This window comes from Rhodococcus sp. 4CII (assembly GCF_014256275.1).
Classification (GTDB): Bacteria; Actinomycetota; Actinomycetes; order Mycobacteriales; family Mycobacteriaceae; genus Rhodococcus_F; species Rhodococcus_F wratislaviensis_A.
Window position 1 is genome coordinate 1,298,042 of the sequence record NZ_JACCFE010000002.1, and the last position, 24,496, is coordinate 1,322,537.

Sequence of the window (24,496 nt, forward strand, 5' to 3'; positions counted from 1 at the left end):
GCGCTATCGCCGTCCTCGGGCCGCCAACGCGTTGACGAACACGTTCGCGATGTCGGCGGGGTCCTTGGCGACGTAGCTCGACCCTCCCGTCACCCGGGAGATCTCGGCGAGCGTGGCCGCGTCGGCGTCGTCGGTGATCCCGATCGTCACGATGATGACCGGCCGCGCCGGATCCGTCTCCCGTTGCAGGATGCTCATCAGCTGGTCCCTGGTGACGGAGTCCGGGTCCTCGTTGGCGCCGTCGGTCAGGATGATCACACTGTTCACGGCGCGCGGATCGTACGTCTCCTGCACCGTCCGGAACGCGGCGAGCGTCGTGTCGTACAGGCCGGTGCCACCGCCGATGAGCCCTTCCACCTTGGTCGCCTGCTGCGCCATCAGCTGCCGCTGCGAGACACCGTCGACCACGGTGTCGTAGCGGCGGATCGGGACCATCTCCTTGTAGTCCTGCGGTCCCCCGCCCAGCCCCTGCGAGAACGCCCACAGTCCCGCCGACACGCTGTCCGGGAACATCGCGTTGCCGGCGAGGGCCGCGTCGACCGTGAGGTCCATGCGGGACCGGTTTCCGGCAGGCATCTCCATCGAGGCCGAGACGTCGATCGCGACGAGTGTGCGGATGGGAAGTGCCATCAGCGCCCATCCGCCGAGCGCGTCCTGCAGCGCCGATTCGTCCTCGAGCGCGAGCTTGGTGGTCTTGCCGACGCCGCGGCCGTCCGGCAGTGGACTCCCGTCCGGACCGCGGAACCCGTGATCGGCGAGGACACCGCGCGCGCCCTCACCGCCGAGGACATCGGCCACGGCACGGGCCACCTGCGTCGCCCGGTAATGCCGATCGGGCGCGGGCGCGGTGACCACGAGGGGGAAGTTCATGAAGTTGCTGCCGCTCGGCGGCACCGTCGCGGCGATCGTGCGCGCGCCGTCGCCGTCGGAGAAATCGAGCACGGATTGCTCGGTGGCCACGGCGACTCCGCCGCGGTCGACGACGCCCTGCAGCATGTCCTCGCCGATCGGCTCGTCCGCGGTCCGCGCGCTCTCCTCCTGCGCGAGCGGGACCAGCGCGGCCCGCACCGTCCCCGCGGACACGGGATCGGCCTGCCCCTCGGCGAGCGCGGCGTTGATCGGGGCCTGCGCGACCCCGGTCACGAGGGGGTTTCCCAGCTGGATGTCCTTGATCTGGAGGGCCGCGAGCCACGTCGGCGACGTCGGCGCGTCCTCCTCGCGCGACGCCAGGACGACGGGCGAAGACGCGATCGACCCCGTCATCACCTCGATCGGACCGGCCGCGGTGAGTGCCGCCTTGCCCACCCAGGCGCCGGAGTCGGGGATCCACAGGTCCGGGGCGTCGGTGCCCTTCCCCAGCCGTCCCGCGATGTCGCCGGACGTCGCGGCGCCGACCGTGACGTTCGCACAGCTCAGGTCGGTGTCCTTCGCGTCACCGAGAATTCGGTCGAGGGCGGGAACGATGCTCGGGTCGGCGGCGAGGGTGTAGTCGGTGATCTGATCGCATTCGTCTGCCCAGGAGCGCACCGCCTGGATGACGACCACCACGGAGGCCACCAGCCCGATCACGACTGCGGCGCACACCGCGTAGAAGGCGGGCGAACGACCGGACCGCTCCTGGTGCGCGCTCGAATGACGCCCTCCGGCCATCGTCTGCCTTCCTGACATTTCGGCCACGAAACGACCGAATACGCACTGGACCCGACATGATCCGGCCCACATCGTAGCGAACGGTGCAGCGTACGGGTCTGCACCGGTGTCGGACGTCCGGATCAGGGCAACCTCAACGCTGGGTGTGCGCGACCTCGAGCCGGCGAGCCACGAGCGCCGCCTGGATCTGCCGCAACCCGGACGGGCGGGTCGGGTCGCAGCCCGTCAACTGCGCCACCCGCTCGAGTCGGTAATCCACCGTGTTGGTGTGCAGATGCATCTTCTTCGCGGTGCGCTGCCGGTTGAGGTCGTGACCGATGTGTACCTCGAGCGTTTCGATCAATTCGGGTGAGCCCTGCAGCGGGTCGAGGAGTCGCGCCAGGTGGGTCCGTCCCGGCCCGGGACGGGTGAGCTGGTATTCGAGCGCCAGATCGCCCATCGCGTAGAGGCCCGGCGGCAGTGCGAGTTGATCGGCCAGGTCGAGGAGTTCGTGGACCTGCTCCGCCGCTGCCGGGATCCCGGCGGTGTGCACCCGGGTCGAGGTGGCGGTGAGGGGAACTCCGGCCGCCGCGCCGATGCGGTCGAGCAGGGAGATCATCCACGCCCGCTCCGGCGCCCCCGGCAGCAACAGCGTTCCGCCGTCCGGGCTCAGCGAACACAGGGCCGCCCCACCCGAGGCGTCCGCCAGTTCGATCTGCAACCTCCGCAGCTTCTGCCGGGCGACGACGGTCTTCCGCCGGTGGGTCACCGCCTCCGTGGGATGCGAGGGTATCGACAGTCCGAGCACCACGTACTCGTCGGCCAGTTCCACCCCCGCGTGCCGGGCCGCGGTCGCCGCCTTCCGCCCGCTGAGCAGCGCCGTGACGAGGTTGACCGCGGCGCCGTCACGTTCGCTGTTGACGGCCTCGAGTTCCTCCACGTAGCTGGTGGTGGCGGCCACGGTCACGCATTCGAGCAGGCTGAACATCACCTTCTGGATGGCCAGCAGTTCGGGGAGGTCCTCCGTCCGGGCATTCGACGCCACGAGGTCGCCGGCCTCCCGGATGCCTTCGTGGAGGATCCGGAGCACGAGTGTCAGCGGGAATCCGTCGCGGGCCCAGCGCGCCGAGCTGTTGCGCACCTCCGCGAGGTCCGCGTCCGTCGGGCCGATGCCCTCGTCGAGCATCTGGATGCCGAGGCCGAGGCAGACCACGGTGAAATCCATGACGTCGCTCTGCAATTGTTCGCCGGGAAGCGAACCGCACGGGGTCACGTTGTCGGCGAAGTGCCGGACGAGTTTCCGAGCGACCGTCACGGTGTCGCGGAGCGGAGCGGACGCGGGCCTGCCGTCGACGAGGATCTGCGAGCCCGCCCCCGAACTGTGATTCGTCATAGTTCACATCGCTCCCGTGTGTGGATGACACCGAACTCTCGCACCATCGACATCACGTACACATAACGAGGGTTCGCTTCTGTCACCGTTGTATCACGACAGCGCTGTGTCCAGGGCGAATACGGCGAGCGCCGGGAAGGGCCGTTCCGGGGCGGTCGTGCGCCGGTCAGTTCTCCTCGGCGACCCGGACGACGAGTTTGCCGAAATTGCTGCCCCGGAGCAGTCCGATGAACGCCGCGGGCGCATTCTCGATCCCGTCGACGATGTCCTCGCGATAGGCGAAGCGCCCCTCCCGGATCCACTCGGACACGTCGCGCTGGAAGTCGGCGTACATCTCGGAGACGAACTCGCGCTGGATGAATCCGCGGATCGTCAGGCTCTTGACGAGCACCCGGCTGAAGAATCCGGGCAGCCGGTCCGGGCCCTCGGGTGCCTCGGTGTCGTTGTATTGCGCGATGAGGCCGCACACGGGAACGCGCGCGTACAGATTGAGCAGCGGCAGCACCGCCGCTGCCACCGTGCCGCCGACGTTCTCGAAGTACACGTCGATGCCGTCGGGGCACGCCGCACGCAGTTCCTCGGCGAAGTTCGGGGACCGGTGGTCGACGGCGGCGTCGAATCCGAGTTCGTCCAGCAGGTAGGCGCACTTCTCGGGGCCACCGGCGATCCCGACGGCCCGGGCACCCTTCCGTTTCGCGATCTGCCCGACGGCCGAACCGACCGGACCGCTGGCCGCCGCGACGACGACCGTCTCGCCAGCCTTGGGTTGCCCGATCTTCAGTAGGCCGGAGTAAGCGGTGAAACCGGGCATGCCGAGGACCCCGACGGCGGTCGACAACGGTGCGGCGGCCGGGTCGAGTCTGCGGAGCTGGTTGCCGTCGACCACGGCATGCGACTGCCAGCCCGCATATGCGAGCACGTAGTCACCGGTGGCGAAATCCGGGTGTCGCGATTCGACGACCTGTCCGACCGTGCCACCGACCATGACCTCGCCGATCTCGACCGGGTCGGCGTACGACTCGGCGTCACTCATCCGGCCGCGCATGTACGGGTCGAGCGACAGGTAGATGACGCGGATCAGCACCTCACCCTCGCCGGGCTCGGGCAGGTTGACGGCCTCCAATCGGAAGTTGTCGGGGGTCGGCGCACCGTCCGGCCGCGACGCGAGGACTATCCGGGTGCTCTGAACGATGCTCTCCACACTCACTGTGCGCCTGCCAATCCGTGTCGGGCCGGTATCTTTAGCCACCCTACCGACGTCAGAACAGTTGCTTCTTCTGCACCTTGCCCATCGCATTGCGGGGAAGCGACTCGACCACGCGGATCTCGCGGGGGCGCTTGTGCACCGACAGTTCGGTGGCCACATGTTCGATCAGCTCGGTCTCCGAGACGTTGTCCCCCACCACGAACGCCACGAGCCGCTGGCCGAGGTCCGGATCGGGAACCCCGACCACCGCCGCTTCCCGCACGCTCGGGTGGCCGAGCAGCGACGTCTCCACCTCCCCCGCCCCGACCCGGAATCCGCCCGACTTGATGAGGTCCGTGGATTCACGGCCCACGATGCGGTGGAACCCCTGCGGATCGATGACGGCCACGTCGCCGGTCTTGAAGTAGCCGTCGTCCGTGAAGGACTCGGCCGTCGCGTCGGGCCTGCCGAGGTAGCCGTCGAACAGCATCGGCCCCCGTACCTGCAGCCCGCCGATCGACTCGCCGTCGTGCGGAACGTCCCGCCCGGCCTCGTCCCGCAGCCGGGTCTCGACGCCGCGGACCGGGACACCCACCCACCCCGGGCGACGCTCGCCGTCGGCCCGGGTGCTGAGCGTCAGCATCGTCTCGCTCATGCCGTAGCGCTCGATCAGTGCGTGCCCGGTCAGCTCCTGCAGCTTCTCGAACACCGGCACCGGCAGCGGGGCGCTGCCCGACACCAGCAGTCGCGCACCCGACAGCGCACGCGCCGACTCGGGGTCGCCGGCGATGCGACTCCACACGGTCGGGACACCGAAGTACATCGTTCCCTCGGCCGCCGCGTACGCCGACGGCGTGGGCTTCACCGTGTGGACGAGGCGGCTGCCGATCCGCAGCGGTCCCAGCACACCGAGGATGAGCCCGTGGACGTGGAACAGCGGAAGTCCTTGCACCAGTGTGTCGTTGCCGGTCCACTGCCAGGCGTCCACGAGGGCATCGAGGCCGGCGGCGATGGCCTTCCTACTGATCAGGACCCCCTTGGGCGGTCCCGTGGTGCCGGACGTGTAGAGCACGAACGCGATGCTCGACTCGGGTGGTTCGGGGTAGCTGTGCCACGACCGGGCGTGGACGCGGACCGGAACGACGGGCAGTCCCGCCGGATCCGGCGGCGCCTCGCCCAGCCATGCCTGCGCACCCGAATCACGCAGGATGTGTTCGAGTTCGGCCGGGCCGGAATCGGGCGGCACCGGCACCGCGGTCACGCCCGCGATGAGGCATCCCACGACCGCGAGGACGGTGGTGACGGTGGGGGTGGCGAAAATCGCGACCCGATCCGCGCGTGCCACCCGCTCGGCCACGGACGTCGCCGCACCGAGCACGTCGCCGCGCGACAGGGTGGCGTCGCCGATCCGGAGAGCGTCGGGAATGTCGTCGCCCCGGGCGACGGCCAGAGGATTCAGAGATCGCAGCAGCACATCGCACAGCCTCTCACAGAGCGCGGACGCGGCCCTCGAGGTCTCCCGGCGGCGGACTGACGGTGGCCAGTGCTGCGCCGAGCAGGGCCCCGGTCAGCACCGCCCATCCGTGTGCGTCGTCGATCGTCACCAGCAGGACGCCGGCGAGCACGATTCCGCCGCTCGCTGCGAGGGCGCGCCTTTCCTGGGACTGCATCACGACCAGACCGGCGAGGGACGCGGCCAGCGCGAGCGTGGCACCCGAATTTCCTGCCCCCGGCGACGGAAACAGAAACGCGGTGAACAGACCGAAGATGACCTGGCTCGCCACGAACAGCAGAACGGCGCGGATGCCGCCCCAGACCCGGACCGCGAGCGGCGCGACCCAGGCGAGCACGAGCAGGTTCACCACCGTTCCGGCGAGTCCGCCGTCCTGCACCGCCACCGACGTGACGATCCGCCACCACTGGTGGTCCCGGATCTGGGTGGGGTCCCGCTCGAGGGCGTCGAGGACGGCGGGCAGCACGATCTGCAGCAGCGACGGCACGGCGATCAACAGCCACAACACCACCGCGGTGCGCGGCGGACGACTGAGCCGGACCTCTCCGATTCGGGTCGACGCGAGCAGCGTGGCGAGCACGAGGACGACGGCGAAGAGGACCGCACTGGTCCATCCGTCGCCCGAAGTCTTCACCGCGAAACCTTACAACGGCAATCCCCCACCGGAACCGATCGGCGTTCAGTCCCGCGTGACCACCGAACGGAGGAAGAAGCGCAGGTTCGAGGGGCGCTCGGCCAGTCGCCGCATGAAGTACGCGTACCACTGGCTGCCATACGGCACGTACACCCGAACCTGCTTGTCCTCATTGGCGAGCCGACGTTGCTCGAGGTCGCGGATCCCGAACAGCATCTGGTGTTCGTATGCGTCCGCGGCGCGGCCCGTGCGCCCGACCAGGGGGGCGACCGCGTCGATCACCGCGGGATCGTGTGAGGCCACCATCGGGTATCCGGCCCCGTCCATGAGTATCTCGAGGCATCGCAGGTACGACGCGTCGACGGCGGCGCGGTCCTTGAATGCGACCGATTCGGGTTCCCGGTACGCGCCCTTGCACAACCGGACCCTCGAACCGGCGCCGGCGAGGGTGCGACAGTCGTTCTCGGTGCGGCGCAGATACGACTGCACGACGGCACCGAGCCACGGGAATTCGGTGCGGAGGTCCCGCACGATCGCGAGCGTCGAATCGGTGGTCGTGTGGTCCTCGGCGTCCACGGTCACCCATAAGCCCGCGGCGTCCGCGGCGGCGCAGATCGTGCGCGCGTTGTCGGTGGCGATCCGGCGGCCGTCGCCGGCCAGCGACTGCCCCAGCGCCGACAGCTTCATCGACACCTCGAGCCGGCGAACACCCGATTTCCCTTCCGCCGCTTCGGGAAGGGCACCGAGGTCGGCGACGAGCGCCAGGTACTCGTCCACGGTCGCCTGCGCTCCCGTCGCGTCCCGGGTGTCCTCCCCGAGGAAGTCGATGGACACCGACCGGCCCGAGTCGAGGATCTCCCGGACCGACACCAGCGCCGACTCCCGGCTCTCGCCCGCCACGAAACGGTCGACCAGTCGCCGGGTGACCGGGGCGCCGGTGACGGCACGTTTGACGCGCGACGACCGGGCCGCCGCGAGGATCGCCGGGCGCAGCGGATTCGCCAGGACGGTGGGCGCTTTCATTGCGACCCCATGTGCGGATAGCGGTAGTCGGTGGCGGGAACGAACGTCTCCTTGATGGTGCGGGCCGACACCCACCGCAGCAGGTTGAGCTTGGACCCGGCCTTGTCGTTGGTGCCCGATGCGCGGGCGCCGCCGAACGGTTGTTGCCCCACGACGGCACCGGTCGGCTTGTCGTTGACGTAGAAGTTTCCGGCGGTGAACCGGAGCGCCGACGTGGCCTGTTCGACGGCCCGGCGGTCGTCGGCGATCACCGCCCCGGTCAGCGCGTACGGCGCCGCCGAGTCGACGCGGGCGAGCACGTCGGCGAACGCGTTCGGGGCGGAGTCGTCGTAGACGTGGACCGTGAGGATCGGACCGAAGTACTCGGTGGTCATCGCCTCGTCGGTGGGGTCGTCGGCCAGCAGGACGGTGGGCCGGACGAAGTAGCCGACGCTGTCGTCGTACTTGCCGCCGACGGCGATCTCGAGGCCTGCGGTGCTGCGGGCGCGTTCGATGGCCGCGACGTTCTTGTCGAAGGCGCGCCGGTCGATGAGCGCACCGCCGAAGTTCTCCAGATCGGTCACGTCACCGTAGGTGAGAGCGTCGACTTCCGCGGTGAACGTGTCGCGCATCCTCCGCCACAACGACTTCGGGACATACGCGCGGGAGGCGGCCGAACATTTCTGCCCCTGGTACTCGAACGCCCCGCGGATCAGCGCCGTCCGCAGCACGTCCTCGTCGGCCGAGGCGTGCGCGACCACGAAGTCCTTGCCGCCGGTCTCCCCCACCAGCCGCGGGTAGCCGGCGTACTTCCCGATGTTCGCGCCCACCTCGCTCCACAGGTGCTGGAACGTGCGGGTCGACCCCGTGAAGTGGATACCGGCGAGGCGCGGATCGTTCAGGAGAACCTCCGACACCGCCTGCCCACTGCCGGTGAGCAGGTTGATCACACCGGGAGGCAGTCCCGCGGCCTCGAGCAGCTTCATCGTCCAGTACGCGGCGACGGTCTGCGTCGACGACGGCTTCCAGATCACCGTGTTCCCCATCAGCGCCGGCGCGGTCGGCAGATTGCCGGCGATCGCGCTGAAGTTGAACGGGGTGATCGCGTAGACGAAGCCCTCGAGCGGCCGGTATTCCAGCCGGTTCCACACGCCGGGCGAGGAGATCGGCTGCTCGGCGAGGATCTGACGTGCGAAGTGAACGTTGAAGCGCCAGAAGTCGATCAGCTCGCACGGCGCGTCGATCTCCGCCTGCTGGACCGACTTCGACTGGCCGAGCATCGTCGCGGCGGCGAGCGTTTCGCGCCACGGCCCCGACAGCAGGTCGGCGGCGCGCAGGATCACCGCGGCCCGGTCGTCGAACGAGAGCGCCCGCCAGTGCGGTGCCGCCGCCGACGCGGCCTCGACCGCCGCCGACGCGTCGTCGTGGGTGGCGCTGCGCAGCGTGCCGAGCACGGCGGAGTGCCGGTGGGGCTGGACGACGTCGACGCGGTCGCCGTTGCCGTGCCGGTGTTTCCCCCCGATCACGTGCGGGATGTCGACCGGATCGGTGCCGATGTCGGCGAGTGCGGACTGTACTCGGGAACGTTCGGGACTGCCCGGCGCGTACGTGTGGACCGGCTCGTTGGTGGGCACCGGAACCTGGGTGATGGCGTCCATTGCTGCCTGCCTCCTGCCCTCAGATCGTGAGGAACTGTGACCGGGAACCGCGGGTCGGACGGGGACACCCGTCCGAACGGAACCCTCGAGCCCAGGTTAGCGCTGCCCGGGGGTCCCCATCCGGTTTTGACGCGCCGACGGGCTGGCTACCATCGGCCACATGCCCGAACGGAATCGTGTGTCACCCCGATCCGACGTCGTCGCGATTCCACTCCGCGGCCGGTTCATGGGCAACCGGGGCTGCCTGCACCGCGGGCACACCGTCGTGCGTAACCATGCAGGCAGACGGTGGATCACCTGCGTCACCGACTACCCCGCCCGCACGGTGCCGCAGTGGAGCGAGGGGCATTACACGGTGCTGTTCTTCCACGACGAGGCGGTGGCGCTCGCGGCCGGGCACCGACCGTGCGCCCTCTGCAGGCGCGCGCGATACAACGACTTTCGCGCCGCCTGGCAGCGGGCCGACGGGGGCGGACTGCCGAGCGCGGACGAGATGGATGCCCGGTTGCACGCGGAACGACTCGACGGCTCCCGTCAGCGCACCCACGAGGCCGCGTGGTCGTCCTTGCCCCGCGGCACGTTCGCCCTACTCGACGGCGAACCCGCTGTCGTGCTGGACGAGACCGTCGTCCCGTGGTCGAAAGACGGATACGGGACACCGTCGGCGCGTCCGTCCGGGACGGCGACCGTTCTGACGCCGCCGTCCACCGTCGCCGTGCTCGCGGCCGGCTACTCGCCCGACATCGCGTAGCCCGCCGCTACACGTCGCGGGCATTCGAGACGAGTTGATGGACGTCCTGGTCGGTGGCGCCGAGGCCGAAGCTGATGATCCGCTCGGGGTGGATGCGGATGGTCGGGCCGCCGAGTCCGTTCGACTGCGCGGCCTCGGCGTCGAGAGCCTCGGCCCGGCCGCGTATTTCGACGCAACGGACCCGCCACGGGTCGACGGACGGCACGTCGTCGACGACGAACGCCACCTTCCCGTTGTCGGCGACGTTGCGGAATTTCCGGCTCGCCGCCATGTTGTAGCCCTGGATGTCGATCGTGGACGTGTCGGCGTTGTAGTGGAAGCCCACCGGACTGACCTGCAGGGTTCCGCCCGGTTGGACCGTGGCGAGCCGGCCGAGGCGTTGCGATGCCAGGTAGTCGAGTTCCTGCTGGGTGAAGGACATGAGGCCAGGCTAGAACCTGAACCGCGCTCGAGGTCAAGGTTTCGGGACGCTTCTCAGCCGAGATCGTCGAGAGTGCGCCGAGCCTCCTCCACCCTCCGCTCCGCCGTCTCCAGATCACGCTCTCCCCGCTGCACGTCCTCCGCCGACGCCGTCTCCGCGTTCCGGGTGAACTGCCGCTCCTGCTCGGCGTGGTCGAGTTCGGCGCGCAATTCCGCGATCCGATGGTCGATCTCGGTCAGCGTGGACCGAGTCTGCTCCCACGCCGCCGTCGCGTCGTCCAGGGCATCGCGGGCCTCGTCGGCCAGGGCCGTGGCGTCCGCCAGTTCCGCTGCGGCCGCCGCGCGTTCGGCGTCGAGATCACGCTCCTGCGATTTCTTCGGCTTTTCGGCCGGTGGTGTGGGGGCGGGTCCGGACTTCGACGGCCGCTTCGCCGACTTTCCCTGGACGACGGCGAGTCCGGCCGGACCGAACCCGCTGTAGGTCGCCGCGGTCACCACCCGGCCGCGCCGCACCTGGTCGGCGGTTTCGGCGTCGGCGAGGGCGGCGTGCAGCGTCTGACCGACCTCCCGCAGGGCGTCCTCCCCGACGGTCCGGTCGCGCTCCGCGGCGAGTTCACCGGCCTTGCGCGCCAACGCGCGGACCACCTGCTGCCGCTGCGTCGTCAGCCGCCGCAGGTCCGGCCCGGACAGGTGCCGTTGCGCGTCGCGGAGTGCCTCGCCGAGGGCGAGGAGGGCATCGACTTCGTCAGGCAGCTCACGGGCGAGCAGATTGACGAGCCAGCCCACGACCGTCGGCTTCCGCAGCTTCCCGATCTCGGTCGCCAGCGCACGGTCCTTGCTCTCCCGTGCCGCCGCCACCCGCGCGGTGCGGGCCTCGACGAACTCGCCGGGGTCGAGGCCGTACAGCTCGTCGGCGACGTCGTCGAGGGTCACCGCACAATCCTGACACCGCGGCTACCCGCGCCGGGCCGACTCGGCTCAGACCAGTCGTTCGGCCGCGGCCGCGATCCGTTCGTCGGTGGCCGTGAGCGCGATGCGCACGTGGGTGCCACCGCCGGGCCCGTAGAACTCCCCCGGTGCTACGAGAATGCCGCGGTCGGCGAACCATTCGACGGTGTCCCGGCAGGCTTCGCCGCGGGTGGCCCACAGGTACAGCCCGGCCTCGGAGTTGTCGACGGTGAATCCGGCGCCCCGGACCGCGGCGAGAAGGATCTCGCGGCGGCGGCGGTACCGCTCACGCTGCTCGTTCTCGTGGTCGTCGTCGCGGAGCGCGGCGGTCATCGCCGACTGGATCGGCAACGGCACCATCATGCCCGCGTGCTTGCGGACCTCGAGAAGTTCGGCCACCAACGCCGGGTCACCGGTGACGAATCCCGCGCGGTAGCTCGCGAGGTTGGATGTCTTGGACAGCGAGTGCACCGCGAGGAGGCCGGTGAGGTCGCCGTCGTTCACCCGCTCGTCCAGGATGGACAGCGCTTCGCCCTCCCAGGTCAACCCGAGGTAGCACTCGTCGGAGGCGACAATCGCACCCCGGCGTCGCGCCCAGTCGACCACCTTGCGCAGATGCTCGAGCCCGAGCACCTTGCCGGTGGGGTTGGACGGCGAGTTCACGAAGATCAGCGACGCGCCCTCCGGACCGAGCCGGTTGAGTCCGTCGGCGCGGAGCACGCGCGCCCCGGCGAGGAGAGCACCCACTTCGTACGTGGGGTATGCCAGCTCCGGAATGACGACGAGGTCCTCGGCGCCGAGACCCAGCAGGCGCGGCAGCCAAGCGATGAGCTCCTTCGTGCCGATCGCGGGGAGCACCGCCGCCGGATCGATTCCGGTGATCCCGAATCGACGGTGCAGAGCCTCGACCGCCGCGTCACGAAGTTCGTCCGTGCCGTGCGTCGTCGGATATCCGGGCACCGCGGCGACCGCGGTCAGCGCCTCCTGAATGATCGGGGCGACAGGATCGACCGGGGTGCCCACGGACAGGTTGACGATGCCGCCCGGGTGCGCGAAGGCTTTCGCCTTCGCCGACTCGAGTGAGTCCCACGGGAAGTCGGGAAGAGCTTTGGCTACCGAGATACGAGGCACATCTAGTCCTCGCCCATGGGAGGCAGAGCCTTGACGAACGGCGGGTCGTAGTCGACCTTGCCCAGCTTGGCCGCGCCGCCGGGGGAACCGAGGTCGTCGAAGAAGTCGACGTTCGCGGCGATGTAGCCGTTCCACTGTTCCGGGACGTCGTCTTCGTAGAAGATGGCTTCGACGGGGCAGACGGGTTCACAGGCGCCGCAGTCCACGCATTCGTCGGGATGGATGTAGAGCATCCGCCCGCCCTCGTAGATGCAGTCGACAGGGCATTCCTCGATGCACGCCTTGTCCAACACATCCACGCACGGTTCAGCAATCGTGTAGGGCACTGCCGCTCTCCCTGCCTTTCTGACACGAGTAAGCACGAGGTACGGGCCGCTTGTACCCCGCGGAAGACCCTATTATCGCCTGCCCGGTCGACCTCTCCGCGGTGAGGGTTACCTGACCACGCGCACCGCTGCGGGAAGCGCTGCCCGGGACGCAATCCACTTCTCGCCCTGTTTCGCGGCTCTCGCCAGCGCGCCCCGTTCGCCGAGATATCCAGCCACGACACCGATCACCGGGATGTTCCCGAGGAGAGTGGACGTCGGGCCCGGTTGCGGACGCTCGTCGAGTTCGTTGCCGAGTGCGCGCACCGTGCGGGCGGTGCGCCACAGGACATCGATCAGCGGGAACGGGCGCCACAGCGGCTGCTCGTCCCGGGAAGCCGGTCGCCGCGCCGCGTCGGCGAGCGCGGCCCGCGCCTCCGTCTCGCGAGCGCAGAGCACGGACGCCAGCAGATCCACCTGCTCGGACCGTTCCGTCACCCCGTGCTCTCGGGCCACGGCGACGAGCACGACGGCCTGGTTCGCGAAGCCCAGCACGTCCTGGATCGGAAGCCGGTTGACGAGCACACCGAACATGCCCGGGAACGCGACCGCGAGGGTGTTGACGGCACCGATCCGCGTCACCCACCACCGCGCCCGCTCGTCGTCGCCGGCCTCGTCCCACGACGCCGTCCCGGGAACCTGGATGGTGTCGAGGATCCAGGCGATGCCGTCGAGCAGCGCCTCCACGGCTCCGCGCTGCTCCGCGGTCGGGCCGAACGTCCGAGCCTTGATTCCGAACGGGTCCGTCAGGGCCAGGTCGAGAACCGGGTTGATGCCCCGCGCCACATGATTCAGGATGGTGACGATCGTGTCGTCGCCGAGGCGATCCGTCTCGCTCATGCGGCCGGCGACCTTCCCTCGCGTCGTGCGTGTGTCGTAGTGCGTTCTTGTGCCGGGCGGCCGATGCCCTCGGCGATGGCCCGCAGCTCGGCGACGGTCTTCTCCGAGCCGTGCTCGGATCCCGCCATCCGGGAAATCGTCTCCTCCATCAACGTCCCGCCGAGATCATTGGCGCCGCCCTGCAACATCACCTGGGTGCCCGTCACCCCCAGCTTGACCCAACTGGTCTGAATGTTCGGGATCCGCCCGTGCAGCATGATCCGCGCCAACGCGTGCACCGCCCGGTTGTCCCGGTTCGTCGGACCCGGCCGCGACGCCCCCGCCAGATACAGCGGCGCACTCTGGTGCACGAACGGCAACGGCACGAACTCCGTGAACCCACCCGTGCGGTCCTGAATCCCGGACAGCACCCGCAGATGCCCCACCCAATGCTTCGGGTTGTCCACGTGCCCGTACATCATCGTCGAACTCGACCGCAACCCCACCTCGTGCGCGGTGGTCACCACCTCCACCCACGTCGCCGTCGGCAGCTTGCCCTTGGTCAGCACCCAGCGCACCTCGTCGTCGAGGATCTCCGCCGCCGTGCCGGGAATGGTGTCCAGACCGGCCTCCCGCAGTTCCGTCAACCAGTCCCGGACACTCTGCCCACCCCGCGACGCCCCGTTCACGATCTCCATCGGCGAGAACGCGTGCACGTGCATCGACGGCACCCGCGCCTTGACCGCCCGCACCAGATCGGCGTACCCGGTCACCGGCAACTCCGGGTCGATACCGCCCTGCATGCACACCTCCGTCGCCCCCGCCACGTGCGCCTCCCACGCCCGGTCCGCGACCTCCCCGGTGGACAGGGTGAACGCATCCGCATCACCCTTGCGCTGCGCGAACGCACAGAACCGGCACCCGGTGTAGCAGATGTTGGTGAAGTTGATGTTCCGGTTCACCACATACGTCACCTCGTCACCGACCGCGTCCTTGCGCAGCGCATCGGCCAACGCGACCACCGCCTCCAACCCCGGGCCGTCGGCCGTCGCCAACGCCAGGTATTCGTCGTCCGACAGCCCGGCCGGATCCCGTTCGGCGCTGCGCAGGGCCGCGAGCACGTCGGTGTCCACCCGCACCGGGCCACTGAGCTCGAGGACCTGTTCGCGGACGGTTTCCCAGTCCCCGAACGCGCTCCCCAGGTCGCTGCGGGTGTCGGTGTTGCGACCGGCGGTGTCGATCTCGGTGTTCAGATCCACCCGACCCGCCGACTCCCACGACTCGTCCGGCTCCTGCCACGGCAACCCCACCGGACGCGTCCCGGGCTTCGCCAACCCGGTGTGCGGGTCCGCGAGGGCCTGCACGTGCCCGGTGATCCGCGGATCGATCCACGGCGCACCGGCCAGCACGAACTGCGGCTGCGCCGCCGTCCGCTCGGTCAACTCGAACCCGGCCGCCGCGGTGATCTCGGCGAGGGTGTCCAGGTTCGGCCACGGCCGCTCCGGGTTCACATGGTCCGGGGTCAGCGGCGAGACCCCACCCCAGTCGTCGACACCCGCCCCCAACAGGGCGGCGCACTCGGTGGTCGACACCAGATTCGGCGGCGACTGGATCCGCATCCCCGGCCCCAGCAGCAACCGGGACACCGCGATCGTTGCCAGGAATTCCTCGAGGCCCGCATCCGGGACATCGCGCATCGCGGTGTCCGGCTTGGCCAGGAAGTTCTGCACGATCACCTCCTGAACATGCCCGAACGCCTTGTGCGACTTCCGGATCGCCATGATCGATTCGGCCCGCTCCCGCACCGTCTCCCCGATCCCCACCAAAATCCCGGTGGTGAACGGCACACTCAACCGGCCCGCATCGGTCAGGGTGCGCAACCGCACCGCCGGATCCTTGTCCGGGCTGCCGTAATGGCACTGCCCCTTGTCGGTGAACAACCGGGTCGACGTCGTCTCGAGCATCATGCCCATCGACGGGGCCACCGGCTTGAGGCGGGAAATCTCCTCCCAGCTCAACACCCCCGGGTTCAGGTGCGGCAACAGCCCGGTCTCCTCGAGCACCCGGATCGACATCGCCCGCAGGTAGTCCAGCGTCGAGTCGTAACCCCGCTCGTCGAGCCACGCCTTAGCCTCCGGCCACCGGTCCTCCGGCCGGTCACCGAGGGTGAACAACGCTTCCTTGCAGCCCAATTCGGCGCCCTGCCGGGCGATCTCGAGCACCTCGTCCGGTTCCAGATACGCGCCGCGTCCCTCCGCCCGCAACTTGCCGGGCACGGTGACGAACGTGCAGTAATGGCACTTGTCCCGGCACAACCGCGTCAGCGGGATGAACACCTTCCGCGAATACGTGACCGCCTTCGGCCGACCTGCCGCCAGCAACCCGGCGTCCCGGACCTTGCCCGCCGACGAACACAGATCGGCCAGGTCGTCGCCGCGGGCCTGCAACAACACCGTCGCCTCGTCCACGTTCAGAGTCGCGCCGTCCCGCGCCCGCCGCAACACCCGCCGCATGGCGGAGGCGGACGGTGTCACGTCCTGCGCAGACGCGCCGGACGGGGCCGGTGCCGGAACACCGGGCATGGGAAGCATCGTGGGCCGGCCGGATTCTTCACCTGAATGGGTCACCCAGCGATCATGCGCCATCGACGACGGACGCTGCCACCCAGACTCCCGGTAGCCGTGTGGATCGCTATCCGCGGGGGTAGTCCTCGTCGACCGGAACCGACCGGCTCTGCTCGGCCACGTCCGCCTCGTTCACCTCCAGCGACGACACCTCTTCGACCTCGTCGGAAGTGTCGTCGTCGACGGCGAGTTCCTGCTCGAGCCGGTCCGCCTCGGGAACCTCCGGAGAATCGGCCGCATCGAATGACGTCATGTCTGCGCTCCTTTCACTTCGGGGGGTCCTCCCACGATAGGTCGCTTCTCGACAGAATGGCGGGGCACGGCCAAAGTAGGGGCATGAGTGTGCCCACCACCGTCACGATGGCGGACCCGCTGTGGCGGCCCAGCCCCAAGGCCAGGCAACTGTGGGCGATCAACGCCGCCCTTCTCTGGTTTCCCGTCTTCGTCGTGCAAGCCGTCGCGCTCGTCTTCCACTGGTGGCCCATGTGGGTGCACGTCACGGCCCTCGCGATCACCGTCGTGCTCGCGATCGTCCACGTCGCCGTCGTCCCGATCTGGCGGTACCGGGTGCACCGCTGGGAGATCAGCGACACCGCGGTCTACACCCGCAGCGGATGGTTCACCCAGGAACGCCGCATCGCCCCCATCTCCCGCATCCAGACCGTCGACACCGAACGCGGCCCCATCGACCGCATGCTGGGCCTGGCGACCGTCACCGTCACGACGGCGTCGTCCGCCGGTGCCGTCAAGATCTCCGCCCTCGATCAGGACACCGCCGACCGCACCGTCGCGCGGCTCACCGAGGTCGCGGGCACCAACGCCGGTGACGCCACGTGAGTGCGGCACCGGAACCGGGAATCGCTCCCCCCATCGCGCAGGGCGAGGCCGCGGTCGCCGCCGAGGAGGAGCAGCCCTGGTTGCGGCTGGACCGCCGGATGCTGCTGGTCCACCCGGTCAACGAGATCGTGAAACTTCTGCCGGTATTGCTGATTTCGCTGGTGATCGGCACGCAGAGCGGCAACCACGTGTGGAGTCTCGTCGCTGTCGTCGTGTTCGTCGTGTTCGGTATCTCGCGCTGGTTCACGACGAGCTACCGGATCGGCCCGGTGCACGTACAACTACGGCAGGGCCTGTTCCGCAAACGCCTGCTGTCGGTTCCGCGCAACCGCATCCGATCCGTCGACGTGGAGGCGGGGGTCCTGCATCGCCTACTGGGCCTGTCGATTGTGCGCATCGGCACCGGCAAGCAGGTCGGGTCCAAGCCGGACGCGGCGAAGTTCGAACTCAACGCGCTCTCCGCACGGCTGGTACCCGACCTTCGCGCCGCACTGCTCGACCGTCAGGCCGCTGCCGGAGCCGAGCACACCGCGGTCGCTCGGGAGCCGGCGGTGACCGAGATCGGCCACTGGACACCGGCCTGGGTGCGCTACGCCCCGTTCTCGGTGACCGGGGTGGTAACCATCGCGGCCATTGTCGGACTCGCGTTCCAGTACGGGATCGGCGCGAAGATCGCCCGCTCGTCGACGGTGGCCGAGGGCATCGAATCCGCCGAGCGCGTCGGGATCGTCCTCGCCGTGGTGGTCGGCAGCATCGTCCTCCTGATCGCGGCGAGCGCGCTCGCGTGCGTCCGGTACCTGCTGACCTACGGCAACATGAGGCTGACGGACAACGGCCGCACCCTTCACGTCAGTCACGGGCTGTTGAAGACCCGCCAGACCACACTCGACCGCGCCCGTCTCCGCGGTACGACGCTCGAGGAACCGCTCCTGCTGCGACTCGCCGGTGGCGCGCGACTGGACGCCGTCATGACCGGCGTCAGCGCGGAGCGCCGGGAGTCCTCGCTCCTGCTCCCCCAGGGTCCGCGCGCGGAAGCCGAACGGGTGATGGCCACCGTGATCGGCGACCACCGGCAGGCAGCGGTCGCGCTCACGGCGCACGGCCCGGTCGCCGCACGCCGGCGCTACACGCGGGCGCTGATCCCCGCCGAGATCGCCCTCGCCGTCGCTCTGATGTTCCTGATCCTCGACCGGCCCGTGTTCGGAGCCGCGTGGGCCGGAATCGGCGTGCTCGCCGTCGGCGGCGTGGCACTGGCGTGGGATCGGTACCGGGGTCTCGGACATGCGGTGCTACCCGGATGGTTGATCACCAGCAGCGGCTCCCTCGACCGCGCAAGGCACAGCCTCGAGGCCGACGGCATCATCGGGTGGACCGTCCGTCAGACGTTCTTCCAGCGACGGGCCGGCGTCGCGACCGTCGTCGCCGCCACCCCCGCGGGCACCGGCAAATATCTGGTAATCGACCTCCCCGCCGATCAGGCGTGGTCGCTCGTCGAGTCGGTGACACCCGGTGGAGGTGATGTATGGGCGCGGCACTGACCGACATCACCGGACTCGACGCACAGTTGATCGAATGCCGGGCCTGCCCCCGCCTCGTCGAGTGGCGAGAGCAGGTCGCGCGCGACAAACGCGCCTCCTTCCGGGACGAAACCTATTGGGGCCGGCCGGTTCCCGGTTTCGGACCACCCGACGCGCCCCTGCTGATCGTCGGTCTGGCCCCCGCCGCCCACGGCGCGAACCGCACCGGTCGTATGTTCACCGGCGACCGCAGCGGCGACTTCCTCTACGCCGCACTCCACGCCGTGGGTCTGGCGAGTAAGCCCACCGCCACCCACATCGGCGACGGCCTCGAACTGTTCGGCGTCCGCATCACCGCCCCCGTGCACTGCGCGCCGCCCGCGAACAAGCCGACCCCGGCCGAACGCGACCACTGCCGCCACTGGCTCGACTCCGAACTGCGGATCCTCCGCCCCCACCTGCGGTCGGTGATCGTGCTCGGAGGTTTCGGCTGGCAATCGCTGCTCCCCGTCCTCGACGACGCCGGCTGGGCCGTCCCCCGGCCGCGACCCAAGTTCGGGCACGGGGCGCACGTCGAACTCCCCCACACCGAACTCCCCAGCACCGAACTCTCCGGCACCGAACAGCCGCTGCACCTGTTCGGCTGCTACCACGTCAGCCAGCAGAACACCTTCACCGGCCGGCTCACCCCCGCCATGCTCGAATCCGTGCTGTCCGACGCCGCGCGCGCGGCCGGGTTGAGCGAGTGACCCGGGCGAACGGTACATCCGACCTCACCGAGGCGCCGAAGGTGCCGTTCACCCCGCATGCCGCCGGTTCGGGAGTTCCTCGATGATGTATTTGGCCATGCTGCCGAGGCGGGGCCGGGCGGGTTGCAGGGTGTCGACGCCGAGGGCGGTGAGTGGCGAGGCCGTGACGGAGCCGACGCAAACGGGTGCGACGGGACCGCGGAATGCGTCGAGGAGGGCGTCGACGCGGTCGGTCTCCTTCGCGGTGCTGAGGAGGGACGACACGGCGGGCGCGCTGGTGAAGGTGACGGCGTCGACCTCGGCGTGGATGATCCGATCGAGCAGCGTCTGCAGCGGTTGCTGGTTCTCGGGTCTGATCCACCGGTACACGGACACGGCCGTCGTCTCCGCCCCGGCGCCGGCGAGAGAGACGCTCAGGTCGGTCATCGGCTCCCACTCGGTGATGGTTCCGTGCAACTGGACCGCCACCCGCAGCCCGCGCACGCCCTCGGCGACGAGGTGCTCGTGCACTTCTTCGGACGACTCCGTCTCCGGCGACCACTCCTCACGCAACCCCGCGCCGCGGACGGCGCCCTTCGCCTTGGGACCGCGGGTGATGATCCGGGCCGACTGCAGGGCGCCGAGCAGCGCGTCCTCCTCGCCCCAGGCCCGTGCCGCATCCAACCATCCCCGGAATCCGACGGCAGTGCTGACGACCAGGAGGTCCGGCGGCGTCGCGATGACCTCGTCGGTGCGGGACCGCAGATCGGAGTCGTCGGCGAGCGGCAGCACGTGGATGGCGGGGGTGTGGGTGATCTCGGCACCGTGCCGTTCGAGGAGCGTGATGAACTCGGCGGCCCGGCGTTCGGCGGTGACGGCGATGGTCAGTCCGGAAAGTTCGTCGTTCGACATTCACCCAGTGTGACGGACGAATCGCACTAGGCTGCCCACATGATCACCGCGGTTCACACATTGGTCTATGCAGACGACCCCGACGCCGCCCGCGCCTTCTTCCGCGACGTGCTCGGCTGGTCCCATGTCGATGCCGGGGGCGGGTGGCTGATCTTCGGCACCGGGCCGTCCGAGATGGGTGTGCATCCCACCTCGGACGATCGGGGCGGTGAACCGTGGTCGACGAGACCGCACCACGAGATCTCCTGAGTTGGCTCATTTCGTTAGTGCGTGAACTCAGGGCTCCACAATCCGGTCGAGCAGGGCCTTCGTGTTGGCCTCGACGTCGGGTGGGAACGTGTGGCGAGTCCCGTTGATCGCGATGGTCGCCGACCGTAGTGGTCTCAGCAGTTTCACGACCTTCCCGATCGCGAATCCGCTACGTTCCTGCACCACCCGCGAGACCGCCAACGCCGTGAACACCACGGTCAGGTGCGCCTCGATCGCATCACGGGTCCGGTGGAAGATCGGCCGCGCCCGCAGATCCGTCTTCGACATCCGAAACGACTGCTCCACATGCCACAACTCGTGATACTTCCCGATCACCTCACCCGGATCCATCACCGACACAGGAAGATTCGTCACATAACCCTTCAAGCCCACGAGCATCCGCGCCCGCTCCAGCGAGGCCGTATCCAGCCGTCGGCCCTTCGCAGTCGCCTTGACGAACCGTGTCGACTTCGGGACGGTGTCACCGTCGACCACAGCACGAGCCCGCGCCTCCTGCGCGTTCAGGGTCTTCTCGTCACGAGCCGCCCGACTGCGCGAGTACTGCCACACCGCCCGCCACGCATTCGGATGCTCCGCCTGATTCCAGACGGGTTCGGCGCGTTTACGGGTGTTGTTCACCACCGAGCGACCATGCCGCGGCGTGATCGTGTCGATGATCTGCCCACCTTTGAAAACTGTACCGTTCCAATGGAAATGGGAACAGAGATCACCGGGCGCCTTCGTCACCCGTGACCCGACGATGAACTTCAGGCCCGCCCGATCCAACGCCGCCAGATTCGCCGCCGACAGCATCCCGGCGTCGGCGGCCACGACCATCTCGACGCCCTCGAGATCGTGGCGGGTCTGGAACTGGCGCACGATCGGCACAATCGTGTGGGTTTCAGCGGCGTTGCCTTCGTAGCATCCGATTTCGAGGGGGAAGCCGGTGCGGTCGACGAGCAACCCCACCACGATCTGCGGGTCGACCCGACGTTCCTTCGAGTACCCGACTTTGCGCAGGTCATCCTCTTTTTCGGCTTCGAAGTACAAGGTCGTCACATCGTAGAGCAACAGGCTCAGGCCGCCGGTTTCGGCAGCGTGGGCGAAGCACTGCTCGGCGATCTTGTCCCGGTACTCGCCGGTGATGACCTGCTTGAGGTGGCGTTTGATCGTGGCGTAGCTGGGCGGGTCGGCGCCGAGGTCGTGCAGGACCCGGCCGGCGTCGAGTTTCGAACCGGGTTCGACGATGCGGGCGATCACCAGATCGCGGAACACCTCATCGTCGACGATTCCGAAGCCGAGTTGCTCGTACACCTCGGTCATCACCTGGCGCAGCAGCACCGATCCGGTGGATTCGGTACGTCCCGGCGCATCGATCCTCGCGGGTTTCTCGGCGGGGTCAAGCAGTGTCTTCTGCCCGGTGGGCAGGGGTTTTTCGACCGGGATCTGGGGTGTGACACCCAGATCGAGAGCCTGCTGGTCGGGTTCGAGCCATGCCCGGGCGCGTTCGAGGAGCATCCCGAGTTCGAGGTCGGTGTGGGCGGAGCCGATGTGTGTGACGATCTCCTGCCGGCCGTTTGCGTATCGGGCGATCTGCACGGCCGTGGCCCCGGATTTGGTGCGCACCTTCCTGATAAACGCCACCCGCCGAGCCTAAACCGATGCGATTAGTGCGTGAAATCCGCCCGATCCGAATACAAGCAAGCAGGTCACAGGCGTGAGTACCCGTTCACCGCCGAAACGTGAGCCAACTCAGGTCGGACGATCGGGGCGGTGAACCGTGGTCGACGAGACCGCACCACGAGATCTCGCTGATGTGCGACGACATCGAGTCGACCGTCGCGGAACTCGAAGCCAAGGGTGCCGAGTTCACCCGCGGAATCCGCAACGACGGATACGGCCTCACCACCGCCCTGAAGATCCCGGGAGCGGGCGAGATGATGCTGTACCAACCCCGGCACCCGGTGGCGTACGACGGTTAGGCCTTCGCCTGCGCGCTGCTGCGCGCCGCGTTGGCCTGCTCCCCCGCCTTCGGGTCGGTCTCCGACTGCTTCTTCGACACACCGTCGGCGATCCGGTCGCCGAGGGGCTTGTCGACGTTGCGCCAGTATTCGAACGCCTTCGCCAGGACCGGTTCGCTGACGCCGTTCAGCAGGTGGCCGACGATGTTGTCCACCAAACGGTCCCGTGCAGCGTCGTCGAGTACCTCCCGGACCATGGTCCCGGCCTGACCCCAGTCGTCGTCGTCCCGGTGGAGCGCATAGGGCGAGCGCACCATGTCGCCGGCGGCGTACCAGGTTGCGGTCTTCCCGACCTGTGACGGGTCGGCGTGCGGGCCGCCCTTGGAGTTCGGCACGTACACCGGATCGCCGGGGTTGTGGTGCCGCATGTTGCCGTCCTTCGAGTACGAGCGGACGGGGACGTGCGGGCGGTTGACGGGTAGTTCCTTGTAGTTGGCGCCGATGCGGTAGCGGTGGGCGTCCGGGTAGGAGAACAGCCGTCCGACAAGCATCTTGTCGGGGCTCGGGCCGATGCCGGGCACGAGGTTGCTGGGTTCGAACGCGGCCTGCTCGATCTCGCAGTGGTAGTCGGTGGGGTTACGATCGAGAGTCATTCTGCCGACGGGGATGAGCGGATAGTCGCTGTGCGGCCACACCTTGGTGAGGTCGAACGGGTTGAACCGGTAGTCGTCGGCATCCTTGAACGGCATGATCTGCATGTTCAGGGTCCAGCTCGGGTACTCGCCGCCTTCGATGTGCTCCCACAGGTCACGGGTGTGGTAGTCGGTGTCCATGGCGGCCATCTGGTCACCCTCGTGCTGCGTGAAGAACTCGATGCCCTGGTCGGTCTTGAAGTGGTACTTCACCCAGAACTTGTCGCCCGCGGCGTTCACCCACATGTAGGTGTGGCTCGAGTACCCGTTCATGTGCCGCCACGTGCGCGGGATGCCACGGTCGCCCATGAGCCAGGTGACCTGGTGCGCCGATTCCGGGGACAGCGTCCAGAAATCCCACTGCATGTCGTGGTCACGAAGGTTGTTGTCGGCACGCCGCTTCTGCGAGCGGATGAAGTCCTGGAACTTCATGGGGTCGCGCATGAAGAAGACGGGGGTGTTGTTGCCGACCATGTCGTAGTTGCCCTGGTCGGTGTAGAACTTGATCGCGAATCCACGCGGGTCGCGCCACGTGTCCGGGCTGCCACGCTCGCCGGCGACCGACGAGAATCTGATCAGCAGATCGGTCTTCTTGCCGGGCTGAAAGAGGTCGGCTTTCGTGTAGGCGGAGACGTCCTCGGTAACTTCGAACCGTCCGAACGCCCCGCCGCCCTTCGCGTGCGGTTGGCGCTCCGCTACGCGTTCGCGGTTGAACTGGGCCATCTTCTCGATCAGGTAGTGGTCCTGCAGGAGTATGGGCCCGTCCGTCCCGATCGTGAGCGAATGTTCGTCACTCGTCACCGGGATGCCGGCGTCGTCGGTCGTGAAGTTCTGATCTGTCATCGCGATGCTCCTTCAGCAGACTGCTGGGGATTACCGCGTACCCTCGCGCTCGGATGGTGAAACAGATCCGAAAGCGGCCTTGGCACTGACCTTCCACAGGTAGACGGCCGCGGGAACCAGCGCGCCGAACAGGAGCAGCAGGGTCGATGCGGAGGCGAGCACGAGGACGTCGCCGCCGGGGCCGCCGACCATGCAGAGCAGGAAGCCGGCCCCCCACCCGGCGAGCGGCAGCACCCCCGCGCCGACCCGGCCCGTGGTCGACCGGGCAGCGATCACCAGCGCCAGGTTGACGATCGCGGCCGCGAGGATGCTGATCGGGAACGGGGTGGACCCGATGTAGGAGGGCAGGAAGAGCACCGACAGCACGGCGCACAGGAAGCCGTCGAACACCAGCAGCGCGAGGGTGATCCTCCCCAAAGCATCGAGGTGCCCGGGTTTCGCTGCGGTGCCGACGGTCATGTGTCAATAGTGGATCACGCGACGGGCGGGTAGCCCAGCAGGGTCAGCAAGTGGCTCTGCATGTCGGCGAATCCGTACAGCACGCTGTAATACAGGTCGTGCTGGGCCGGCCACGACGGCCGAAGTGAGTCGACGAACGCGACGATGGCGTTCTGAACATCCCAGTTGTACATCTAGCGCCTCTCCTGACGGGTGTCACACGGACTCTGCCGAGAACCGCTTCGT

General features: G+C 68.7%; 23 protein-coding genes and 2 pseudogenes. 6 read left to right on the forward strand and 19 right to left on the reverse strand.

What is annotated here, in order from left to right; all coding sequences use genetic code 11:
- Window positions 1-3 precede the first annotated feature (3 nt).
- The 7 genes from H0B43_RS06920 to pruA all read right to left on the reverse strand — a co-directional run bounded on the left by H0B43_RS06920 (window position 4) and on the right by pruA (window position 9,015).
- The gene (locus tag H0B43_RS06920; RefSeq protein ID WP_185728723.1) at window positions 4-1,650 is read right to left on the reverse strand and encodes a substrate-binding and VWA domain-containing protein; all 1,647 of its coding nucleotides are present in this window, start codon (window positions 1,648-1,650) and stop codon (window positions 4-6) included.
- A 133-nt stretch (window positions 1,651-1,783) separates the two neighbouring features.
- Complete coding sequence (locus H0B43_RS06925; protein WP_185728721.1) at window positions 1,784-3,022, reverse strand: CdaR family transcriptional regulator; 1,239 nt, start codon at window positions 3,020-3,022, stop codon at window positions 1,784-1,786.
- 166 nt (window positions 3,023-3,188) lie between these two features.
- The gene (locus H0B43_RS06930; RefSeq protein ID WP_185728719.1) at window positions 3,189-4,229 is read right to left on the reverse strand and encodes an NADP-dependent oxidoreductase; all 1,041 of its coding nucleotides are present in this window, start codon (window positions 4,227-4,229) and stop codon (window positions 3,189-3,191) included.
- A 52-nt stretch (window positions 4,230-4,281) separates the two neighbouring features.
- Window positions 4,282-5,682 carry an acyl-CoA synthetase gene (locus H0B43_RS06935; protein WP_185728717.1) on the reverse strand — a complete coding sequence of 467 codons (1,401 nt, stop codon included), beginning with the start codon at window positions 5,680-5,682 and terminating at the stop codon, window positions 4,282-4,284.
- Window positions 5,683-5,695: 13 nt separating this feature from the next.
- Entirely contained in the window at window positions 5,696-6,355 is a 660-nt protein-coding gene (locus H0B43_RS06940) for a rhomboid family intramembrane serine protease (protein WP_185728715.1), read from the reverse strand.
- A gap of 45 nt (window positions 6,356-6,400) precedes the next feature.
- Window positions 6,401-7,378 (reverse strand): proline dehydrogenase family protein, encoded by a 978-nt coding sequence (locus H0B43_RS06945; RefSeq protein ID WP_185728713.1) that lies wholly within the window; start codon window positions 7,376-7,378, stop codon window positions 6,401-6,403.
- A complete protein-coding gene (gene pruA, locus H0B43_RS06950) occupies window positions 7,375-9,015 on the reverse strand; it encodes an L-glutamate gamma-semialdehyde dehydrogenase (protein WP_185728711.1) in 1,641 nt (546 codons plus the stop codon). The genes H0B43_RS06945 and pruA overlap by 4 nt, the downstream gene beginning before the upstream one ends.
- Before the next feature lie 160 nt (window positions 9,016-9,175).
- Here pruA and H0B43_RS06955 point away from each other — a divergent pair, with 160 nt between their 5' ends.
- Window positions 9,176-9,766: a hypothetical protein gene (locus H0B43_RS06955; RefSeq protein WP_185728709.1), complete on the forward strand. Its 591-nt coding sequence runs from the start codon at window positions 9,176-9,178 to the stop codon at window positions 9,764-9,766.
- A gap of 7 nt (window positions 9,767-9,773) precedes the next feature.
- Here H0B43_RS06955 and H0B43_RS06960 read toward each other — a convergent pair whose 3' ends face one another.
- From H0B43_RS06960 to H0B43_RS06990, 7 genes are all read right to left on the reverse strand, one after another.
- On the reverse strand, window positions 9,774-10,187 hold the full coding sequence (locus tag H0B43_RS06960; RefSeq protein WP_185728706.1) for a PPOX class F420-dependent oxidoreductase: 414 nt from the start codon (window positions 10,185-10,187) through the stop codon (window positions 9,774-9,776).
- A gap of 53 nt (window positions 10,188-10,240) precedes the next feature.
- Complete coding sequence (locus H0B43_RS06965; protein ID WP_185728704.1) at window positions 10,241-11,119, reverse strand: hypothetical protein; 879 nt, start codon at window positions 11,117-11,119, stop codon at window positions 10,241-10,243.
- Between the two features lie 45 nt (window positions 11,120-11,164).
- Window positions 11,165-12,265 carry a succinyldiaminopimelate transaminase gene (dapC, locus tag H0B43_RS06970; protein ID WP_185728702.1) on the reverse strand — a complete coding sequence of 367 codons (1,101 nt, stop codon included), beginning with the start codon at window positions 12,263-12,265 and terminating at the stop codon, window positions 11,165-11,167.
- Window positions 12,266-12,267: 2 nt separating this feature from the next.
- A complete protein-coding gene (gene fdxA, locus H0B43_RS06975) occupies window positions 12,268-12,591 on the reverse strand; it encodes a ferredoxin (protein WP_005239185.1) in 324 nt (107 codons plus the stop codon).
- A 108-nt stretch (window positions 12,592-12,699) separates the two neighbouring features.
- A complete protein-coding gene (locus H0B43_RS06980; RefSeq protein ID WP_185728700.1) occupies window positions 12,700-13,470 on the reverse strand; it encodes a hypothetical protein in 771 nt (256 codons plus the stop codon).
- Window positions 13,467-16,094 (reverse strand): bifunctional FO biosynthesis protein CofGH, encoded by a 2,628-nt coding sequence (locus H0B43_RS06985; RefSeq protein WP_185728698.1) that lies wholly within the window; start codon window positions 16,092-16,094, stop codon window positions 13,467-13,469. The genes H0B43_RS06980 and H0B43_RS06985 overlap by 4 nt, the downstream gene beginning before the upstream one ends.
- A gap of 46 nt (window positions 16,095-16,140) precedes the next feature.
- Window positions 16,141-16,326, reverse strand: a complete 186-nt coding sequence (locus H0B43_RS06990) for a hypothetical protein (RefSeq protein ID WP_185728696.1) — start codon at window positions 16,324-16,326, stop codon at window positions 16,141-16,143.
- 83 nt (window positions 16,327-16,409) lie between these two features.
- On the opposite strand from H0B43_RS06990, the gene H0B43_RS06995 reads away from it, so the two are divergent.
- From H0B43_RS06995 to H0B43_RS07005, 3 genes are read left to right on the forward strand one after another with little or no spacing between them, the layout of a single operon-like run.
- On the forward strand, window positions 16,410-16,910 hold the full coding sequence (locus tag H0B43_RS06995; protein ID WP_185728694.1) for a PH domain-containing protein: 501 nt from the start codon (window positions 16,410-16,412) through the stop codon (window positions 16,908-16,910).
- The gene (locus tag H0B43_RS07000) at window positions 16,907-18,448 is read left to right on the forward strand and encodes a PH domain-containing protein (RefSeq protein WP_185728692.1); all 1,542 of its coding nucleotides are present in this window, start codon (window positions 16,907-16,909) and stop codon (window positions 18,446-18,448) included. Before H0B43_RS06995 ends, H0B43_RS07000 begins: the two co-directional genes overlap by 4 nt.
- Window positions 18,433-19,176, forward strand: coding sequence for a uracil-DNA glycosylase (locus tag H0B43_RS07005; protein WP_185728690.1), 744 nt, complete (start codon window positions 18,433-18,435; stop codon window positions 19,174-19,176). Before H0B43_RS07000 ends, H0B43_RS07005 begins: the two co-directional genes overlap by 16 nt.
- Window positions 19,177-19,224: 48 nt before the next feature.
- On the opposite strand, the gene H0B43_RS07010 is transcribed toward H0B43_RS07005, so the two are convergent.
- Window positions 19,225-20,067: a uroporphyrinogen-III synthase gene (locus tag H0B43_RS07010; RefSeq protein WP_185728688.1), complete on the reverse strand. Its 843-nt coding sequence runs from the start codon at window positions 20,065-20,067 to the stop codon at window positions 19,225-19,227.
- 39 nt (window positions 20,068-20,106) lie between these two features.
- On the opposite strand from H0B43_RS07010, the pseudogene H0B43_RS07015 reads away from it, so the two are divergent.
- Window positions 20,107-20,313 (forward strand): annotated as a pseudogene (locus tag H0B43_RS07015) (VOC family protein); the annotation flags it as partial.
- 30 nt (window positions 20,314-20,343) lie between these two features.
- Here the strand turns inward: H0B43_RS07015 and H0B43_RS07020 are convergent.
- Entirely contained in the window at window positions 20,344-21,960 is a 1,617-nt protein-coding gene (locus H0B43_RS07020) for an IS1634 family transposase (RefSeq protein ID WP_043786706.1), read from the reverse strand.
- 113 nt (window positions 21,961-22,073) lie between these two features.
- On the opposite strand from H0B43_RS07020, the pseudogene H0B43_RS07025 reads away from it, so the two are divergent.
- Window positions 22,074-22,298: pseudogene (locus H0B43_RS07025) on the forward strand (VOC family protein); the annotation flags it as partial.
- On the opposite strand, the gene H0B43_RS07030 reads toward H0B43_RS07025, so the two are convergent.
- The 3 genes from H0B43_RS07030 to H0B43_RS07040 are packed head-to-tail and all read right to left on the reverse strand — an operon-like array spanning window position 22,295 to window position 24,444.
- Entirely contained in the window at window positions 22,295-23,812 is a 1,518-nt protein-coding gene (locus H0B43_RS07030) for a catalase (protein WP_185728684.1), read from the reverse strand. The pseudogene H0B43_RS07025 and the gene H0B43_RS07030 overlap by 4 nt on opposite strands.
- 30 nt (window positions 23,813-23,842) lie before the next feature.
- Complete coding sequence (locus H0B43_RS07035; protein WP_185728683.1) at window positions 23,843-24,271, reverse strand: hypothetical protein; 429 nt, start codon at window positions 24,269-24,271, stop codon at window positions 23,843-23,845.
- Between the two features lie 14 nt (window positions 24,272-24,285).
- Window positions 24,286-24,444: a hypothetical protein gene (locus tag H0B43_RS07040; protein ID WP_185728681.1), complete on the reverse strand. Its 159-nt coding sequence runs from the start codon at window positions 24,442-24,444 to the stop codon at window positions 24,286-24,288.
- Window positions 24,445-24,496: the final 52 nt, after the last annotated feature.

Bases quoted from the DNA above. Each gene is read 5' to 3' on its own strand.
- H0B43_RS06990 (WP_185728696.1), bottom strand. From the start codon at position 16,326: ATGACGTCATTCGATGCGGCCGATTCTCCGGAGGTTCCCGAGGCGGAC.
- H0B43_RS06945 (WP_185728713.1), bottom strand. From the start codon at position 7,378: ATGAAAGCGCCCACCGTCCTGGCGAATCCGCTGCGCCCGGCGATCCTC.
- H0B43_RS06920 (WP_185728723.1), bottom strand. From the start codon at position 1,650: ATGGCCGGAGGGCGTCATTCGAGCGCGCACCAGGAGCGGTCCGGTCGT.
- H0B43_RS07030 (WP_185728684.1), bottom strand. From the start codon at position 23,812: ATGACAGATCAGAACTTCACGACCGACGACGCCGGCATCCCGGTGACG.
- H0B43_RS06955 (WP_185728709.1), top strand. From the start codon at position 9,176: ATGCCCGAACGGAATCGTGTGTCACCCCGATCCGACGTCGTCGCGATT.
- H0B43_RS07035 (WP_185728683.1), bottom strand. From the start codon at position 24,271: ATGACCGTCGGCACCGCAGCGAAACCCGGGCACCTCGATGCTTTGGGG.
- H0B43_RS07040 (WP_185728681.1), bottom strand. From the start codon at position 24,444: ATGTACAACTGGGATGTTCAGAACGCCATCGTCGCGTTCGTCGACTCA.
- H0B43_RS07005 (WP_185728690.1), top strand. From the start codon at position 18,433: ATGGGCGCGGCACTGACCGACATCACCGGACTCGACGCACAGTTGATC.
- pruA (WP_185728711.1), bottom strand. From the start codon at position 9,015: ATGGACGCCATCACCCAGGTTCCGGTGCCCACCAACGAGCCGGTCCAC.
- H0B43_RS06925 (WP_185728721.1), bottom strand. From the start codon at position 3,022: ATGACGAATCACAGTTCGGGGGCGGGCTCGCAGATCCTCGTCGACGGC.
- H0B43_RS06995 (WP_185728694.1), top strand. From the start codon at position 16,410: ATGAGTGTGCCCACCACCGTCACGATGGCGGACCCGCTGTGGCGGCCC.
- H0B43_RS07010 (WP_185728688.1), bottom strand. From the start codon at position 20,067: ATGTCGAACGACGAACTTTCCGGACTGACCATCGCCGTCACCGCCGAA.
- H0B43_RS06980 (WP_185728700.1), bottom strand. From the start codon at position 13,470: ATGAGCGAGACGGATCGCCTCGGCGACGACACGATCGTCACCATCCTG.
- H0B43_RS06985 (WP_185728698.1), bottom strand. From the start codon at position 16,094: ATGGCGCATGATCGCTGGGTGACCCATTCAGGTGAAGAATCCGGCCGG.
- H0B43_RS06960 (WP_185728706.1), bottom strand. From the start codon at position 10,187: ATGTCCTTCACCCAGCAGGAACTCGACTACCTGGCATCGCAACGCCTC.